Raw genomic sequence first — 15,966 nt, forward strand, 5'->3', positions numbered from 1 at the left:
CATGCCCTCCCTGCCGCACCACTTCCATCCCCGATGCGCGCTGCTGGCGCTCGCCGCCGCCGCGATGCTGGCAGGCTGCGCCAGCGCGCCCGCGCCGCGCAGCCTGCAGAGCCTGCGTCCCGCCGACCTGGAAACGCCGGACAAGCTGCGCGAGCAGATGGTGGCCGAGTCGCAGAAGCTGCTGGCCCACCAGCTGGCGCTGAACCAGCAGCTGCGCCAGGCAGCGCCCGCGCCGGAGATCGCGCCCGTGGCGCCGAAGTTCGACCCGCTGGAGGGCAAGGTCATCACGGTCGCCATGTCGCGCGCCACGATCAGCCAGATCCTGGCGGCCTTCGCCGACAGCGCGCGGATCAACCTGATCGTGGACCCTGCGGTGGTGCGCGCGGGCCAGCTCTCCGACATGTACCTGCGCGAAGTCTCCCTGCGCGAGGCGTTCACCGAGGTGCTGCGCTCCTACAACGTCGCGGGCGAGATCCAGGGCAACACGCTGCGCGTGACGCTCAACGAGGAGAAGTTCTTCAACCTGGACTTCCTCAACAGCAGCACCACGCTGGACCTGTCGTCCGGCGGCAACGTGTTCGGCAATTCGACGGGCGGTGCCGGCGGGGGCGCTTCCAATGCGCTGCGCGGCAACCTGGCGATCACCGGCAGCGGCGGCGTGAAGGCCGATCCCTACCAGGAAGTCGAGAACAACCTCCGGGTCATCCTCGGGGAGGACATGCGCCGCCCCACGGCCCAGCCGTCCGCGCAGGCCCCGATTCCCGCCGCGCAGCCCGGCGCCGCACCGGCCATGGCCCCCTTCAGTGCCGACCTGGCCGAGGGAGCGGGCACGGACGCGGGCTTCAGCGTCAACCGGCTGACCGGCACGCTCTACGTGAAGGCGCGCCCCGCCAAGATGCGCGCGGTGGAGAAGATGCTGGCCAAGGTACAGGGCATGCTGCGCCAGCAGGTCTATATCGAGGCGCAGCTGATCGACGTGCAGCTCTCCGACAGCTACGAATTCGGCGTGGACTGGAGCATCCTGCGCGGCCGCCTCGCCTCGGGCTTCGGCACCTCGCCGATCTCCCTGTCGGGTGTCCAGGGATCGCTGCCCAATACCGGGCCGGCCCTGGCCCGCACGGTGACGCTGCCGGCGGCGCTGATCGGCAGCCTGACCGGCCCCGCGCTGGGCGTGGGCTACCAGGGGAGCACCTCGAGCGTGGTGCTCAACGCCCTGCGGTCCTTCGGCAACCTCAAGGTGCTCTCCAACCCCAACGTGCAGGTGCGCAACGGCACGCCCGCCATGCTGTCGGTGGGCAACAGCATCCGCTACGTGTCGCGCTCTTCCTCGACCCAGGTCGTGCCCGGCGGCGGCGCCAGCACCACGACATCGGACGTGCAGACCGACTCCGTCTTCTCGGGCGTGATGGTGGGCGTGCTGCCCTACATGCGCGAAGACGGCCGCATCGAGTTGCTGGTCAACCCGATGCAGAGCGAGGTGGACCCGGCCAGCCTGGCGCTGGTGCAGGTCAACTCCGACAACCGCGTGACGCTGCCGGTGGTGAGCTACAAGGGCCTGACGACCACCCTCAACGTGGGCGACGGCGACGTGGTGGTGGTGGGTGGCCTGATCGACCAGCGCACCACCGACCGCGACCGCGGCGCGCCCGGCCTGTCCGACGTGCCCGTGCTGGGCAAGCTGGTCGGCAACCAGTCCGACACCCATGCCAGCCGGGAACTGGTGATCGTGATGCGGGTGCGCAAGCTATGAGCCTCATCCACCAGGCACTGCGGGACATGGACCCGCCCCTCGCGGCCGACGCGGCCGCGCTGGCACCCCGTTCCGCGCCGGCCCCCGCGCGCGGACGCCGGGGCCCGCTGCTGGCGCTGGTGGGGGCCCTGGCCGTCGCGGTCGCGGGGCTGGCGGGCTGGCATGCGCTGCGCACGGGCCGGCCGCTGGCGTCTGCTGCGGCGCCCGCTGCCACGCCGCCGGCCGTCATCGCGTCCGCCGTGGCGGCCTCGATGCCGCCGGCTCCGGCCGCATCGGCCGCGCCGGTGCAGGCGCCCCTGCCAGCCGTTTCCCCGGCACCCGCCGTGTCGGATGCGAACGCCGCGCCTGTGCCCGTGCCGACGGCCGTTGCTGCGCCCGTTGCCACGACCGTCCCGGCCGCACCTGAGCCCGTGGCCCAGGCCGACGCCGCGCCGGTCCGGAGGCCCGCGCCCGCCCGTGTTTCCGTCCAGCCGCCTGCCGAAAGGCCGCGCGGCGGCAGCCGTGCCGCTGTGCCTCCGGCCCGCCCATCGCAGGGCCATCCTGCGGCCGCACGGGTCGCCGTTTCGCCCGCTGCACCCGCCTCCGCCCCGGCCGCCATGCCGGTCGAGCAGCGGTTCAATGCGTTCCTGCAGGCCATGCGGGCGGGTGATCTGCCGGGCGCGGGCCAGCACCTCGCGGCGCTGCGGCGCGAACTCTCTCCCGGCAGCGTGTCGCTGCTGCGCGCCGAGGGCTGGTACGCCCTGGCGGGTGGCGACGCGGGTGCCGCCGCGCGCATCTACCAGGACATCCTGGACCGGCTGCCCGGCGACGAGGAGGCCAGCATCAACCTCGCCAGCATCGAGGCGCGGCGCGACCGCGCGGAGTCCGCGCGCAAGATCCTGGCCGATGCCGTGCGCCTGCATCCCGAATCGGAGAGCCTGAAGGCCGCCCTGGCGCGCTTCCAGGCGAAGCCCTGATGTCGCTCGCCGCACTCCACGCGCGGCTGGGGCTGGCCCGCAATCCCTTCCCGCCCACGCCCGACGCCAGCGCGTACTTCTTCACCACGGCGCTGGAGGAGCAGTTCGCCGAGGTGATGCACTGCATCCAGGCGCGCAAGGGCTTCGTGCTGCTGACGGGCGAGGTCGGGCTGGGCAAGACCACCTTCGTGCGGCGCCTGCTCGACACCCTGCCCGAGGGCGAGGTGCGCTCGGCGCTGGTATTCAACACCTTCCTGCAGCGTGAGTCGCTGCTGTCGGCCATCCTGCGCGACTTCGGGCTGGAGCCCTCGGGCGACATGGACGAGGCGCTCACGCGGCTCAACCGCTTCCTGCTGGACGAGCACCGCGCGGGCCGGACCTGCCTGCTGGTGATCGACGACGCGCAGAACCTGCAGCCCGCCTCGCTGGAGCTGGTGCGGCTGCTGTGCAACCTGGAGACCGGCCAGGAAAAGCTGCTGCAGATCGTGCTCTCGGGCCAGCCCGAACTGGAGGCGATGCTCGACGGGCAGGACCTGCGCCAGCTCAAGAGCCGCATCGTCAAGCATGCGCGCCTGCGCGGCCTGGAGGCCGGCCAGGTGCTGCGCTATTTCGAGATGCGCGTCTCGGCCGCCGGGGCCGCCGGCCGCATCGCACTGCAGCCCCGGGCCGCGCGGCAGCTGCACCGCGCCACGGGGGGCAACCTGCGCCGCATCCACCTGGTGCTGGACCGCTGCATGTACGGCTTGGCCGCGCAGGGCGGCGGGGCCATCGACGGCCGGTTGCTGCGCGCGGCCCTGGACGACCTGGACGGCAGCGGACCGCCGGCGCACCGCCGTCCCGGCTGGCATGCGCTGCTGGCCCTCGGCGGCCTGGGGATGGCCGCCATCGGTGTCGGGGCAGCCTATGTGTGGCCGGTGGCGCCTGCGCCCACGGCACCGGCTGCGGCGGTGGCGCGCGCGTCCGCCGTGGGCGCCGTGCAGACCGCGGCAGAGCAATCGCCGGCATCGCCGGCTCCGGATGTGGGCGCACAGCCCGCGGCCGCGGCCACCATGGACGAGCCCTCCGTGCCCCCGGTGGCGGCGGCTTCGGCGTCGGCGATGGTGGCTGCTGCATCGGCCCCCGCGTCCGCGCCCCTGCCGGCCGCGTCTGCCGTGTCTTCCATGTCTTCCGCCGTGCAGGCTGCCACCGAGGCCGGCTCGGGCCAGGACGAGCAGCGCTGCCTGTCGCGCATCGCGGCGGAGTCGCAGGGCCGGCCCATGGTCCGCCGCGTGCTTCCCGCCGCGGCGGCCGCCCGCCTGCAGCCGTCCGAAGGGCTGTGCCTGTTCGACCGCGACGGGCAGCACTGGGCTTTCTGGCGCGACACGCTGGACCGGTCCGCCTACGTTCCCACGCCCCAGGCGACGCCTGCCAGCACCGCGCTGCAGAAGGCGCTGGTGCGCCAGGGCGTCTTCGACGCAGCCCGGGTGGACGGCTTCTACGGTCCGCAGACCGTGGCGGCGCTCGCCGCCTTCCAGGGACGGATGGGCCTGCCGGCCACCGCCGTTCCCGACGAATTGACCTACATGCTCCTGGAGAAGATGAATGCAGCCCCCGCTTCCGGCGCCCGCGTTGAGTGAAGGCCTGCTGTCCCCCGACAGCGGCACGGCGCTGCTGATCGGCGAGCAGCTGATCGCCGACGGCGTGGTGACGCCGGTGGTGATCGAGTACGCACTGCACAAGCAGAAGATCGAAGGCGTTCCCCTGGGCCGGCTGCTGATGGAGCTGGGCTTCGCCAGCGGCAAGGAGATCGCGCGCTACCTGTCGCGCCAGCGGGGCATCCCGTTCGTGAACATCGCCGACCTGCCCGCGCCGGACCCCGACGTGGCCGCGGCCTTCAACCGCAACGTGTGCCTGACCCACGCCTTCCTGCCGCTGCGCCGCGACGGGAATGTGGTGGAGGTGGTGCTGGGCGATGCCGTTCCCGGTGCCGTCGCCGACGTGGTGGACCGCCGCACGGGCATGGGGGTGCGCTTCCTGCAGGGCGAGTTCGACAAGGTGGCGCGCGCCACCCAGCAGCACTACTACTTCGCCGAGAACCCGGCGGACAAGCTGATCGCCAGCGAGGTGCGACGGCTCGCCGCCGACGTGGACCGCGCCTACAGCCCGGCCCGGCTGCTCGACTACGTGCTGCACCTGGGCGTGCGCGAGCGCGCCACCGACATCCACATCGCCCCCACGGCGCACAGCAGCACCGTGCTGATGCGCATCGACGGCGTGATGCGCCCGATGTTCGCGCTCTCGCGCGCGCTCGACCGGCTGGTGAGCTTCGTCAAGCTGCAGGCGGAGATGGACGCCAGCGAGCAGCGCCTGCCGCAGGACGGCAGCTTCACCGCCACCGTGCTCGAAGCCGCCTACACGGTGCGCGTGTCCACGCTCATTTCGGAGCAGGGCGAACGCATGGTCATGCGCCTGCTGCCCGAGCGCGGCGACCTCGACAAGCTCGAGGACCTGGGTTTCCTGCCCGAGGACGTGCAGCGCATGGCCCGCGTGTTCGCGCGCCCGCACGGCCTGATCCTGATCACCGGCCCGACCGGCTCGGGCAAGAGCACCACGCTGCATGCCGCGCTGCGCATGCAGCCGGTGGTGGAGCGCAACGTGGTCACCGTGGAAGACCCGGTGGAATACCGCGTGCCCGTGGCCTGCCAGACCGAGGTCAACCGGCGCGCCGGCTACGACTTCTCCACCGCGATGCGGCACTTCCTGCGGCACGATCCGGACATCATCCTGGTGGGCGAAATCCGCGACGGCGAAACCGCGCGCGCCGCGCTGGATGCCTCGTCCACCGGCCACCTGGTGCTGTCCACGCTGCACGTGGGCGGCATCTTCGGCGTGGTGCCCCGGCTGAAGCTGCTGGGCGTGGATGCCGACACCATCGCCGAGAACCTGGTGGCCGTCATCAACCAGCGGCTGGTGCGCCGCATCTGCCCGGACTGCCGCACCGAGCGCGACGCGACCGAGGAGGAACAGCGCTGGCTGGGCCAGCCCACGGCGCGGCTCTTCCACGGCGCGGGCTGCCGGCACTGCCGCGGCACGGGCTTCCTGGGCCGGCTGCCGGTGTATGAAATGCTGATCGTGCAGCGCGAGCTGGCCGATGCGATCGCTGCCGACGCGCCGCGCGGCGTGCTGCGCGAAATCGCCGAGCGCGGCGGCCTGCGGCCCATCCTGGATCTTTCGCGCCACCGCGTGCTGGCCGGCGAGACCACGGTCGAAGAGATCGAGCGCGCCGTCGGCGGCCATTGAGGTGGATGCCCCATGAGCCAGATGCGCCTCTACTACTACCGCGTGCTGCTGCCGCACGGCGCCCTCAAGCAGGGCCTGCTGCAGCTCATGGTGGAGCGGGACCACTCCGCGCGGCTGCGGATCGAGCAGGAGACCGAAGGTACCGTGCTCACGCTGCGGCGCCTGCCCGGCTGGATGCTCGATGCCGGCAGCGTGCTGCGCCGCGTGGGCGGGCGGAGCCTGCGCATGGAAGACCTGGCCGGCCTGCTGCGGGATCTGAGCCTGATGCTGGCGGCCGGCGTGCCCGCCATCGAGGCGCTGCGCACCCTGGTGGAGGAGGGCGGCCAGACCGGCCAGCACGCGGCCGGGCGCGTCGCCAGGCGGCTCGCCGACGACCTGATGAGCGGCATACCGATGGCCGCGGCGTTCGAGCGCCAGCCCGACGTGTTTCCCGAAACCGTGCGCAACCTCGTGGCCATCGGCGACCAGTCCGGCACGCTCGACCGCATGCTGGCCGAAGCCGCGGAGCACGTGGAGCGGATGGTGTCGATCCGGCGCGACATCCGCACGGCGATGATCTACCCGATCTTCGTGTTCGCGACGATCTTCGCGGTCGCCGCGTTCTGGGTCTATTACGTCGTGCCCAACATGGCGCGGCTTTTCCGCCAGCTCAACGCCAAGCTGCCCCCGATCACCGAGGGGCTGGTGCGATTTTCCGATGCGCTGGCGGAGCACGCCCTGGTGGCCGTGCTGCTGGTGGTGGTGCTGGCGGCCGCGACCGCCTATGTCTTCGTGCGCGTGCCGCGCGCGAAGGTGGTGCTGCACGAGGTGCTGCACCGGCTGCCCATCACCCGGGTGCTGATGACCGCGTCCGGCATGGCCCACCTGACCGAGCACCTGGCCATCCTCGTGCGGGCCGGGCTGGAGTTCGTGTCCTGCCTCGACATCCTGGAGCGCTCCACGCGTGACCGGTACTACCGCCACCGGCTGCGCCGCGTGCGCGAGGCCGTGGCCCGGGGGGAGCGCATTTCCCTGGCCATGCGCCGCGTGGGCGGCTTCCCGGCCATGGCCGTGCGGATGATCGCCGTGGGCGAGGAGTCCGGCAGCCTGGACCAGCAACTCACCCACCTGGCGGTGGAGTACCGCAAGCGGCTGGACACGCTGATCAAGTCGCTGTCGGAAATCATCAAGCCCGCCATCATCCTGGTGGCCGGCGGACTGTTCCTGTTCCTCATCGTGGCGCTGCTGCTGCCGGTCTATGACCTGGTCCAGCAATCGGTGCAGCAATCGCTGGGAGCCCGCTGATGGACCATGCCCGCCGACCCCATCGCCATCCCGGCGCCGCGCCGGGCCGCCGCCAGCGCGGCCTGGGCCTGCTGGAGGCCATGCTGCTGCTCCTGGTGGTGGCGGGCGCGCTCGTGGCCGGCGCCATCGCGATCAAGTCCCGGCAGGCCTCGATCGCCGCCGAGGATGAAATGGCGGCGCTGGCGCAGGCCGACCGCTTCCTGGCCAGCTTCGTGGCGGCGTACAACCGCCTGCCGTGTCCGGCGACGGGCGACACCGGCCTGGAGGACTGCGCCTCCGGCGCACAGAAGGGCAGGCTGCCCTACCGCACGCTGGGGCTGGAAGGTTCGATGGCCGCGGCCGGCATCGGCCAGCTGGGCTACGAGGTGCAGCGCAGCGCGGTCGATCTGGCCCAGGCCGCGAGCGGCAACAACGACTTCGAGCCCATCGCCTTCGGCGGTGACACCTACAACGCCCGCCGCGCGCTGGGCAACCCGGGCACGACCGCCGACTTCTGCCAGACCCTGGCCAAGGGGGCCGCGGCCTCCGTGCAGCCTGCGCAGGCCCGCGTGGGGCCGGCTTCCGGCGGCTATCCCGTGGCCTATGCGCTGGCCCACCCGGGCCGCAAGGACGCCGATGGCGACGGCCAGCTCTTCGACGGCCTCAATGCCGGCACGACCGCCGCGATGGAACTGCCCAACGCCGGCTCCGTCCTGGGCAGCTACGACGACCGGGTGGTCGCGCGCACTTACGCCGGCCTGGGCCGCATGCTCGACTGCGACCGCCTGACAGCCTCGCTGGACGTGATGTCCCTGGCCACCGAGGTCGTGGAGGAGGTGGACTCCCAGCGGTCCAACGGCCTGGCGGTGGCGGCGGTCATCACCTCCGTCAACGGTGTGAAGGCTATTGTCAGCGGCATCAAGATCGCCGTCTCCGCGGGCACCATGGCGACAGCCTCGGGCTACATGGCCACGGCCAGCAGCCTGCTGGCCACCGCGATCGCGACCTGCGTGTTCCTCGTCGGATGTGCGGAGATCCCCCACGCTGCGGCATCGGTCGCCGCGGCTGGCGTGGCGATCGCGGCATCGGCCGTGGCGATCGGGCTCAATGCCGCCGCGCTCGCCTCCTCGCTGGTGGCCTTCGGCATCGGCGTGGCCGCGACGGTCCAGGCCGGCCAGGCCCAGACCGTGACCATGGACATCTCCGCCTCGGTCACCGCCGCGAAGGGGACCTGGGACAAGGCCACGGCCACGCGCGTGAAGGCGCTGGCGGACCTGGGCACGGCGCAGTCGCAACTGGCCACCGCCGCCAGCGAGCGCGACGCGGCCAATTCGGCGCTCTACACCGAGGCCCACAACGTCATCACCGAGGCGAACAACAAGGGCTCTCCCAACAAGGGCACCACCAGCATCACCGCCTTCGACGCCGATCTGGCCGCCGTCAAGGACAAGGCCGATGCGTGGATCCTGGCACTGCAGAACTACAACAACGCAGCGGATGCCCTCAAGCAGGCGGAACAGACCTCGGCCGGCTCCAATACGACCACCACGCAGAACGACGCGGCCATCGCCGCGCTGCAGGCGCAGATCGACGCGGAGACCGACCCGGCCAAGAAGGCGGAACTGCAGAAGGCCCTGGATACCCTGCGCGCGCAGGGCAGCACCAGCAACAACGCCGCCCAGATCCAGCGCCTGCGCCAGCAGATGGACGGGCTGAGCACCGAGATCGCCAACCTGGACGCGCAGATCGCCGCCGAGACCGATCCGGACGCACGGGCCGCCCTGCAGCAGCGCCGCGCCACGCTCCAGGCGCAGAAGGACGACCTCGGCACCCAGCTCGCGAGCCTCTCGCTCACGGTGGCGTCGGCCCAGGCCAACAAGGACGCGGCGCTGGCCGCGCTCTCCGCGGCCAGGACCGCGCTCGACTCCGCGCGGGACAGTGCCGCCGACAAGTTCAAGGCACTGCCCTACGTGGTGCGGGAATGCACCACGCAGATCGTGGACAAGAAGGAAGTCCAGACCTGCAAGGACGTGAACTACACCTTCAATGGTCGCCAGCGCGTGCTCGACAAGCTCAATGCGCTCTACGACACCAGCAACGGCAAATACTTTATCTGGTGGACCCGCAACGAGAACGTCAAGTCCGCGCAGCAGGTCTATGACCGCAGCGTGAGCCAGGAGGCCAGCGCCAAATCCCAATACGAACAACTGGCCGGCATGGCCACCGGCGGCTCCAGCGGCGAGGCGATGCCCAACGCGATCTGGAAGGGCGCTGAGACCATCCTGAAGCAGGTGGATCTGCGCGGAGGTATCCGATGACACGCAATGCATGGCGCCGGAGCGCGGGTTTCTCCGTCGTGGAACTGGCCGTCGCCCTGGCGGTGGTCGGAGTGGCGGGACTGGCGGCCTGGCAATTGCTGCCGGCCAGCCGCGGCGTGGCGCAAGGCGATCCGGCGCAGCTGCGCCTGCGCCAGGCCCAGGATGCCGTGGAAGGCTTCGCCCTGCGCAGCCACCGCCTGCCCTGCCCGTCGCCCGTCGGCGGCAGCGGCAGCGAGGTCTGCGGCGCGGATGCTCTGGGCGAGTTGCCGTGGCGCACCCTGGGCCTGCCGCGCGCCGACGTGCCGCTGCGCTACGGGGTGTACCGCACGCCCGCGGCCGACCTGGCCACCGCCGTGGCGAAGTTCAGCCCGAACCTGCCGCCCCTGCCCGTGGTGGCCGGCTACAACGCGGCGCAAATCAACGGCCTGGACTTCTGCCAGGCCCTGCGTGTGGCCACGGCCGCGCCCACCGGCCTGCAGGCCGGCGGCGTGCCGGTCGCTTACGCGGTGGCCGATGCGGGGGCCGACCGGGTTTTCAACCTGCCCTATAGCGGGACCTTCCCGTTGCCGGGAGCGGCCTCCACGCCGGAATTCGACGACCGCATCGCCGTCACCGGGCTGGGCGAGCTGTCCGCGCGGCTGTCGTGCGTGACCCGCCTGGGCGAGGCCCAGGCCGCGGCCCGCTCGGCCTACGCGGCGTTCGATATCTACCGCGATGCGGACATGTTCGACCGCTTCCGCGGGTTCGCCTACCAGGTGCGCATTACCGATCGCAAGTTCGCCGAGGCCAACCTGGGGCTGGCCTCCCTGGACATGCTGATCGCCATCGGCACGACAGCCAGTGCCGTATCGCTGGCGGCGAACAGCGTCGGCATCGGCGCCGGCACCGTCATCGGTGCGGTGGGGGCCATCGGTGCCGCGTCGGCCGCGCTGGTGGTGGCCAGCGTCCAGCTCGCATCGGCCGTCACGGCGGAGGCCAAGGCCGGCAAGCAGGCTGCGGATTCGACGGTGGTGAAGGAGCGCATGCGGCTCGCGCGCGACGCCGCCGTCGCTGCCGCCGCCCAGCAGGACACCAAGGGATTGTTGCCATGAGGAAGACCCATCGTCCCGGAGGCCGCCGCCAGGCGGGCTTCTCCCTGGTGGAGCTGGGCGTGGCGCTGGTGCTGCTGGGCCTGCTGGCGCTGGCCTTCGTGGCCTACTGGCGCATGTCGGCGCAGGAAAAGACGAGCGTGGCCGACCGCGACCTGCTGGCGGTGACCGAGCGCGCCGTGGTCGGCTTCGCGCATGCCCGCTTCCGCCTCCCATGCCCGGCCAGCGACTCCGCCGGCAACGAGGACTGCACCGGCGGCCGCCAGGTCGGCTTCCTGCCCTGGCGCACCCTGGGCGTTCCCGATGCGCGCGCGGGCACGCTGATGTACGGCGCCTACCGCGCGCCCGACACCGGCCAGCCCTGGCGCGACATGGACCTGGCCCAGGCCCAGGACCGCCTGCGCCCCTCGTTCACCGTGGGCCTGCCGCCCGTGCTGCCCGCCACGCCGCTCGCGCTCAACCCGGCCAACGTGAACCTGCTGGACTTCTGCTATGCCCTGACCCTGGCCTCCAGCGCGTCCGCGAACGCATCGGCCCTGGGCGTGGTCGATGCCAATGCAGGCGCCGCGCGCCGCGCGGTCGCCTTCACGGTCGCTGCGCCCGGGCTGCTGGACGCCGACGGCGACGGCAACCCCTTCGATGGCCGCCAGGCCAGCGCGTCGAATGCCTCTCCCACCTTCGACGCCGCCAACCGCCCGGTCTCCGGCGATTACGACGACCGGGTGCTGGCCGTGCCCTTCAACGCGTTGTTCGCGCAGATGCAGTGCGGCCAGGCGCTGTCTGCGGTCAGCCATTCCCATGTCAACGCGGCGACGGCCGCCGCCTCCATGCAGCAGGCGATGGTCGATTACCAGCGCCAACTGGAGATCGCCGCGCTGCTCGCGGGTGCCGGCGTGGCCTCCGCCACGGCCGGGGTGCTCAGCGCGTCGGCGGGACTGTCCTCCGCCGTGGCGGACTCGGCCAACGCGGTGGCATTCACCATCCTTACCTATGGCTCGGCCGCAGGCGTGATGGCGCCGGCCGTCGCCTCCGTGGTCGCCAACACCGCCGCCGTCGTGGCCTCGGCCGCCACGCTGGCCAAGTCCGTGCTCGCCAAGCAGGAGGCCGACCGCCGCGTCACCGAGGTGGCGCCCCTGGTCACCGACAGCGCCGCGCAGGCCACCGCCATCGACGCGGACGCCCGCACCGCCGACAACCTGGGTTTCTGACACATGCGCCTTCTTCCCATCCACCGCCCGGCCCCCCGCCGCCGTGCTGCCGCGCAACGCGGCTTCAGCATGCTGGAGCTGTCCATCGCGCTGGTCGTCATCGGCCTGATCATCGGCGCCGTGGCCGTGGGCCGCGACCTGCAGCGCAACGCCAGCTACCAGCGCATCTCTTCCAGCTTCGTGCAGGGATGGCTGATGGCCTACGACGCCTACGTCGCGGGCACCGGCATCGTGCCCGGCGATTCGGCCACGGCCCCCACCGGCCTGGTCAACGGCAACACGAACGAGCTGTGCGGCAACGACCTGCTCAACGTGTTCCTGGCCGCCGGCATCCGCCTGCCGCAGGGCCGCGCCGAAGGGCAGGCCAGCCGCTACGCCTACCTGGACTCCAACGGCAACCCGCAGGAGGTGGAGGTGTGCTTCCAGAACGTGGCCTGGGCCGAGCCCGGGACGACGGTCGGCACCTATGTCTCGCGGCCGCGCAACGTGATGGTGCTCAAGCGCATGACCCCGGCGCTCGCCTCCCTGCTGGACGCGCAGATCGACGGCAGCGCGGACGCGCGCTTCGGCCGCATGCGGGAGAACTCCCAGGCCGCCCTGGTGGCCGTGACCACCGGCGTGCCCTGGAGCGTGGACGAGCGCATGGCCTTCGGCAGCACCACGGCCACCACGCTCGACGAAAGCCAGGTGGCGGTGGTGACGGGCTGGGTGGTGATGAACCGCTGAAGGCGGCTCAGGGGGCAGTCAAAGTCTCCACCTCCACCGCGCAGTCGTAGAACGTCGGCGCAGCCCCCAGGTCCGTCAGGGCCTGGCCGGTGACCTCGTTCACGTTCGTGCCCTGCAGGCCGAACTTGCGCCACCAGATGCCCAGGCCGTGGACCACGCCCGCTCGCGCGCGGCCGTTGAGCGCCACGCGGCAGGCGTAGCTGCCGCGGTCGTTGAACACGCGCACCGTGGCACCGTCCCCGATGCCGCGTGCGGCGGCGTCGTCGGGGTGCATCTCCAGCAACGGCTCGCCCTCGATCTGCCGCAGGCTCTTCACGTTCACGAAGGTGGAATTCAGGAAGTTGCGCGCCGGCGGCGAGATCATCGCCAGCGGGTAGCGGCCGCCGGGCTGGGCAGGCTCGTGGTTGGGCAGGTAGTCCGGCAGCGGGTCCAGCCCCTGCGCGGCCAGCCGCTCGCTGTGGAACTCGCAGCGGCCCGAGGGCGTGGGGAAGCCGCCTTCCGCGAACGGCGCATCGGGAATGGCCAGCGTGGCGAAGCCCGTGTCCAGCAGCTGCTGGAAGTCCACGTGGCCGCCATAGGCCTGCCGGCAGAGGTCCTCGTCGCTGTCGGCGAAGCAGGGCTCCGTGAAACCCATGCGCGCGGCCAGTTCGCGAAACACCTGGGTGTTGGGCCTGGACTGGCCGATCGGTGCCACGGCCGGGCGGTTCAGCAGCACGTCGGTGTGGCCATAGGCCACGTGCACGTCCCAGTGCTCCAGCTGCGTGGTGGCGGGCAGCACGTAGTCCGCGTAATCGGCCGTGTCGGTCTGGAAATGCTCCAGCACCACGGTGAACAGGTCGTCCCGCGCGAAGCCGCGCACGACCTTCGTCGAATCCGGCGCGACGGCCACGGGGTTGCTGTTGTAGACCACCAGCGCCTCGATGCGCGGGCCGAACCCGGCGGACGCATCGCGCAACAGGTCGTCGCCGATGGTGGACATGTTCACCGTGCGCGGCATCCGGCCGCCGGGCAGCAGGTCCGGCCGGTGCAGCGCCTGCCGCTGCACCGGGAACTGGCCTGAACTCGACAGCAGCAGCCCGCCCGCCCGGTGCCGCCACGCGCCCACGAGCGCGGGCAGGCAGGCCACGGCGCGCGTGGCATTGCCGCCGCCGCGTGCGCGCTGCATGCCGTAGTTGAGGCGGATGGCCGCCGGCCGCGCGGTGCCGTAGTCGCGCGCCAGTTGCCGGATCTGTTCCACCGGCAGCCCGCACACCGCCGCCGCGCGCTCGGGCGGCCAGGCCAGCGCACGCTCGCGCAGGCCCTCCCAGCCCACCGTGTGGCGCGCGATGTAGTCATGGTCCAGCCAGTCGTTCGCGATCAGCTCGTGCATCAGCGCGAGCGCCAGCGCGGCGTCGGTGCCGGGCAGCAGCTGCAGGTGCTCGTGGCACTTGTCGGCCGTCTCGGTCCTGCGCGGGTCGATGCACACCAGCCGGGCGCCCGCGCGCTTGGCCTGCTGCGCATAGCGCCAGAAGTGCAGGTTGCTGCCGATGGAGTTGCTGCCCCAGATGAGGATCAGCTGCGACTCGGCGAAATGCTCCACCTTCATGCCCACCTTGCCGCCCAGCGTCTGGTTCAGGCCTTCGCCGCCGGCCGCGGCGCAGATGGTGCGCCCCAGCAGCGAGGCGCCCAGGCGGTGGAAGAACCGCCGGTCCATGCTCTCGCCCTGCACCAGCCCCATCGTGCCGGCATAGCTGTAGGGCAGGATGGCCTGCGGGTCGCGCGCGGCGATGGCGGACAGGCGCGCGGCGATATCCGCCAGTGCCTCGTCCCAGCCCACGGGCTCGAACTGCCCGCTGCCCTTGGGGCCGACGCGGCGCAGCGGCGTCAGGATGCGGTCGGGGTGGTTCGTGCGATCGGCGTAGCGCGACACCTTGGCGCAGAGCACGCCGTCGGTGTGGCCATGGGCCGGATTGCCCTGCACCCGCACTGCCACGCCGTTCTCCACGGTGGTGACCAGGGCGCAGGTATCGGGGCAGTCGTGGGGGCAGGCGCCGCGCACCTGCAGGGGCGCGCCGGACGGCGCGGGAATGTGCGAAATGGTTTCCATCGTGGGCAACGTGCGGGGCGGGGCGATACACTGCGCGCGCAGGCGGACTGGGCAGGCGCTGCGCGGTCTTTCCAGGGTTTCAACAACATCGGGGCCGGATCTGCCGCAAGCCGGCTGTCGCGCCCCGAGGGGGGATTTCACCATGAAGCAGGCAGTTCTGGGGCGCAGGCGGTTTTCCATCGGCCTGGGCATGGCCGCGGTCGCCGGGTTCGGCCCGGCGCGCGCGCAGTCCGAGGGGCCCATCGTGCTCGGCCAGTCGGCGCCGTTCTCCGGGCCGTCCGCCCAGCTGGGCGTGCAGTTCCACGCGGGCGCGAAGCTGTATTTCGACGCGCTCAACGCCCAGGGCGGCATCGGCCGGAGGCCGGTGGAGCTGCGCACCCTGGACGACGGCTACGAGCCCGACCGGTGCGCGGCCAACACCCGCAAGTTCATCGAGCAGGACGTGCTGGCCCTCTTCGGCTACGTGGGCACGCCCACCAGCCTCGCGGCGCTGCCGCTGTTCAACCAGGCCAGGGTGCCCTTCTTCGGGCCCTTCACCGGGGCGGAGGCGCTGCGCCAGCCGTTCAACCGCCTGATCTTCCACGTCCGGGCGTCCTACAACGACGAGACGGCCGTGATCGTGCGGCAGCTCACCCACCTGGGGCTGCGCAGGATCGCGGTGTTCCACCAGGACGACGCCTACGGCAAGGCCGGGCTGGACGGCGTCACCCTGGCCCTGGCGCAGGACCAGCTCAAGCCGCACGCCACGGCGACCGTGCCCCGCAATTCGGTGGACGTGGCCCCGGCCGTCGCGAAGCTCGTGGCCGCCCGCCCGGAGTCCATCGTGATGGTCACCACCTACGCGGCGAGCGCCGCCTTCGTGCGCGCGGCGCGCAAGGCGGGCTATGGCGGCACCTTCTACAACCTCTCCTTCGTGGGCACGCAGGCCCTGGCCGACGCGCTGGGCCGGGACGGCGCCGGCGTGGTCGTCTCGCAGGTGATGCCCTCGCCCTACCAGACGACGCGGCAGATCGCCCGGGAGTTCCAGGACGCGATCAGGAAGGGCGGCGGGAAGGTGCAGGCCAACTATTCGAGCATGGAAGGCTTCGTGGCCGCCCGGGTGTTCGCCGAAGGCCTGCGCCAGGGCGGTGGCAAGCCCACGCGGGAGTCCCTCGTCGCCGGCCTGGAAGCCATCGGCACCGCGACGGTCTCGGGCTATCCGATCAGCCTCAGCAGCAGCAGCCACGCGGGCTCGCGCTTCGTCGAGATGTCGATGCTGACCGGAGACGGCCGGGTGATGGTCTGAGGCCTTC

At 71.9% G+C, this 15,966-nt stretch carries 11 protein-coding genes; 10 read left to right on the forward strand and 1 reads right to left on the reverse strand.

The window, feature by feature from the left end:
- Position 1: 1 nt before the first annotated feature.
- The 9 genes from mshL to ACGHC0_RS03585 are packed head-to-tail and all read left to right on the forward strand — an operon-like array spanning position 2 to position 12,588.
- Entirely contained in the window at positions 2–1,750 is a 1,749-nt protein-coding gene (gene mshL / locus ACGHC0_RS03545; protein WP_368354006.1) for a pilus (MSHA type) biogenesis protein MshL, read from the forward strand.
- Complete coding sequence (locus tag ACGHC0_RS03550) at positions 1,747–2,706, forward strand: tetratricopeptide repeat protein (RefSeq protein ID WP_368354007.1); 960 nt, start codon at positions 1,747–1,749, stop codon at positions 2,704–2,706. The genes mshL and ACGHC0_RS03550 overlap by 4 nt, the downstream gene beginning before the upstream one ends.
- Positions 2,706–4,322: an AAA family ATPase gene (locus ACGHC0_RS03555; protein ID WP_368354008.1), complete on the forward strand. Its 1,617-nt coding sequence runs from the start codon at positions 2,706–2,708 to the stop codon at positions 4,320–4,322. The genes ACGHC0_RS03550 and ACGHC0_RS03555 overlap by 1 nt, the downstream gene beginning before the upstream one ends.
- Complete coding sequence (locus tag ACGHC0_RS03560; protein ID WP_368354009.1) at positions 4,288–5,985, forward strand: GspE/PulE family protein; 1,698 nt, start codon at positions 4,288–4,290, stop codon at positions 5,983–5,985. Before ACGHC0_RS03555 ends, ACGHC0_RS03560 begins: the two co-directional genes overlap by 35 nt.
- A 12-nt stretch (positions 5,986–5,997) precedes the next feature.
- The gene (locus tag ACGHC0_RS03565; protein WP_368354010.1) at positions 5,998–7,269 is read left to right on the forward strand and encodes a type II secretion system F family protein; all 1,272 of its coding nucleotides are present in this window, start codon (positions 5,998–6,000) and stop codon (positions 7,267–7,269) included.
- Complete coding sequence (locus ACGHC0_RS03570) at positions 7,269–9,566, forward strand: hypothetical protein (RefSeq protein ID WP_368354011.1); 2,298 nt, start codon at positions 7,269–7,271, stop codon at positions 9,564–9,566. The genes ACGHC0_RS03565 and ACGHC0_RS03570 overlap by 1 nt, the downstream gene beginning before the upstream one ends.
- Entirely contained in the window at positions 9,563–10,657 is a 1,095-nt protein-coding gene (locus tag ACGHC0_RS03575; protein ID WP_368354012.1) for a hypothetical protein, read from the forward strand. The genes ACGHC0_RS03570 and ACGHC0_RS03575 overlap by 4 nt, the downstream gene beginning before the upstream one ends.
- Positions 10,654–11,862: a prepilin-type N-terminal cleavage/methylation domain-containing protein gene (locus ACGHC0_RS03580; protein WP_368354013.1), complete on the forward strand. Its 1,209-nt coding sequence runs from the start codon at positions 10,654–10,656 to the stop codon at positions 11,860–11,862. Before ACGHC0_RS03575 ends, ACGHC0_RS03580 begins: the two co-directional genes overlap by 4 nt.
- 3 nt (positions 11,863–11,865) lie before the next feature.
- Positions 11,866–12,588 (forward strand): type II secretion system protein, encoded by a 723-nt coding sequence (locus ACGHC0_RS03585; protein ID WP_368354014.1) that lies wholly within the window; start codon positions 11,866–11,868, stop codon positions 12,586–12,588.
- Positions 12,589–12,595: 7 nt separating this feature from the next.
- Here the strand turns inward: ACGHC0_RS03585 and ACGHC0_RS03590 are convergent, their stop codons facing one another.
- Positions 12,596–14,674 (reverse strand): molybdopterin-containing oxidoreductase family protein, encoded by a 2,079-nt coding sequence (locus ACGHC0_RS03590; RefSeq protein ID WP_368354015.1) that lies wholly within the window; start codon positions 14,672–14,674, stop codon positions 12,596–12,598.
- Between the two features lie 142 nt (positions 14,675–14,816).
- On the opposite strand from ACGHC0_RS03590, the gene ACGHC0_RS03595 reads away from it, so the two are divergent.
- Positions 14,817–15,959 (forward strand): ABC transporter substrate-binding protein, encoded by a 1,143-nt coding sequence (locus ACGHC0_RS03595; RefSeq protein WP_415267447.1) that lies wholly within the window; start codon positions 14,817–14,819, stop codon positions 15,957–15,959.
- Positions 15,960–15,966: the final 7 nt, after the last annotated feature.

This window comes from Acidovorax sacchari, from assembly GCF_042847045.1.
GTDB lineage: Bacteria > Pseudomonadota > Gammaproteobacteria > Burkholderiales > Burkholderiaceae_C > Paracidovorax > Paracidovorax sacchari.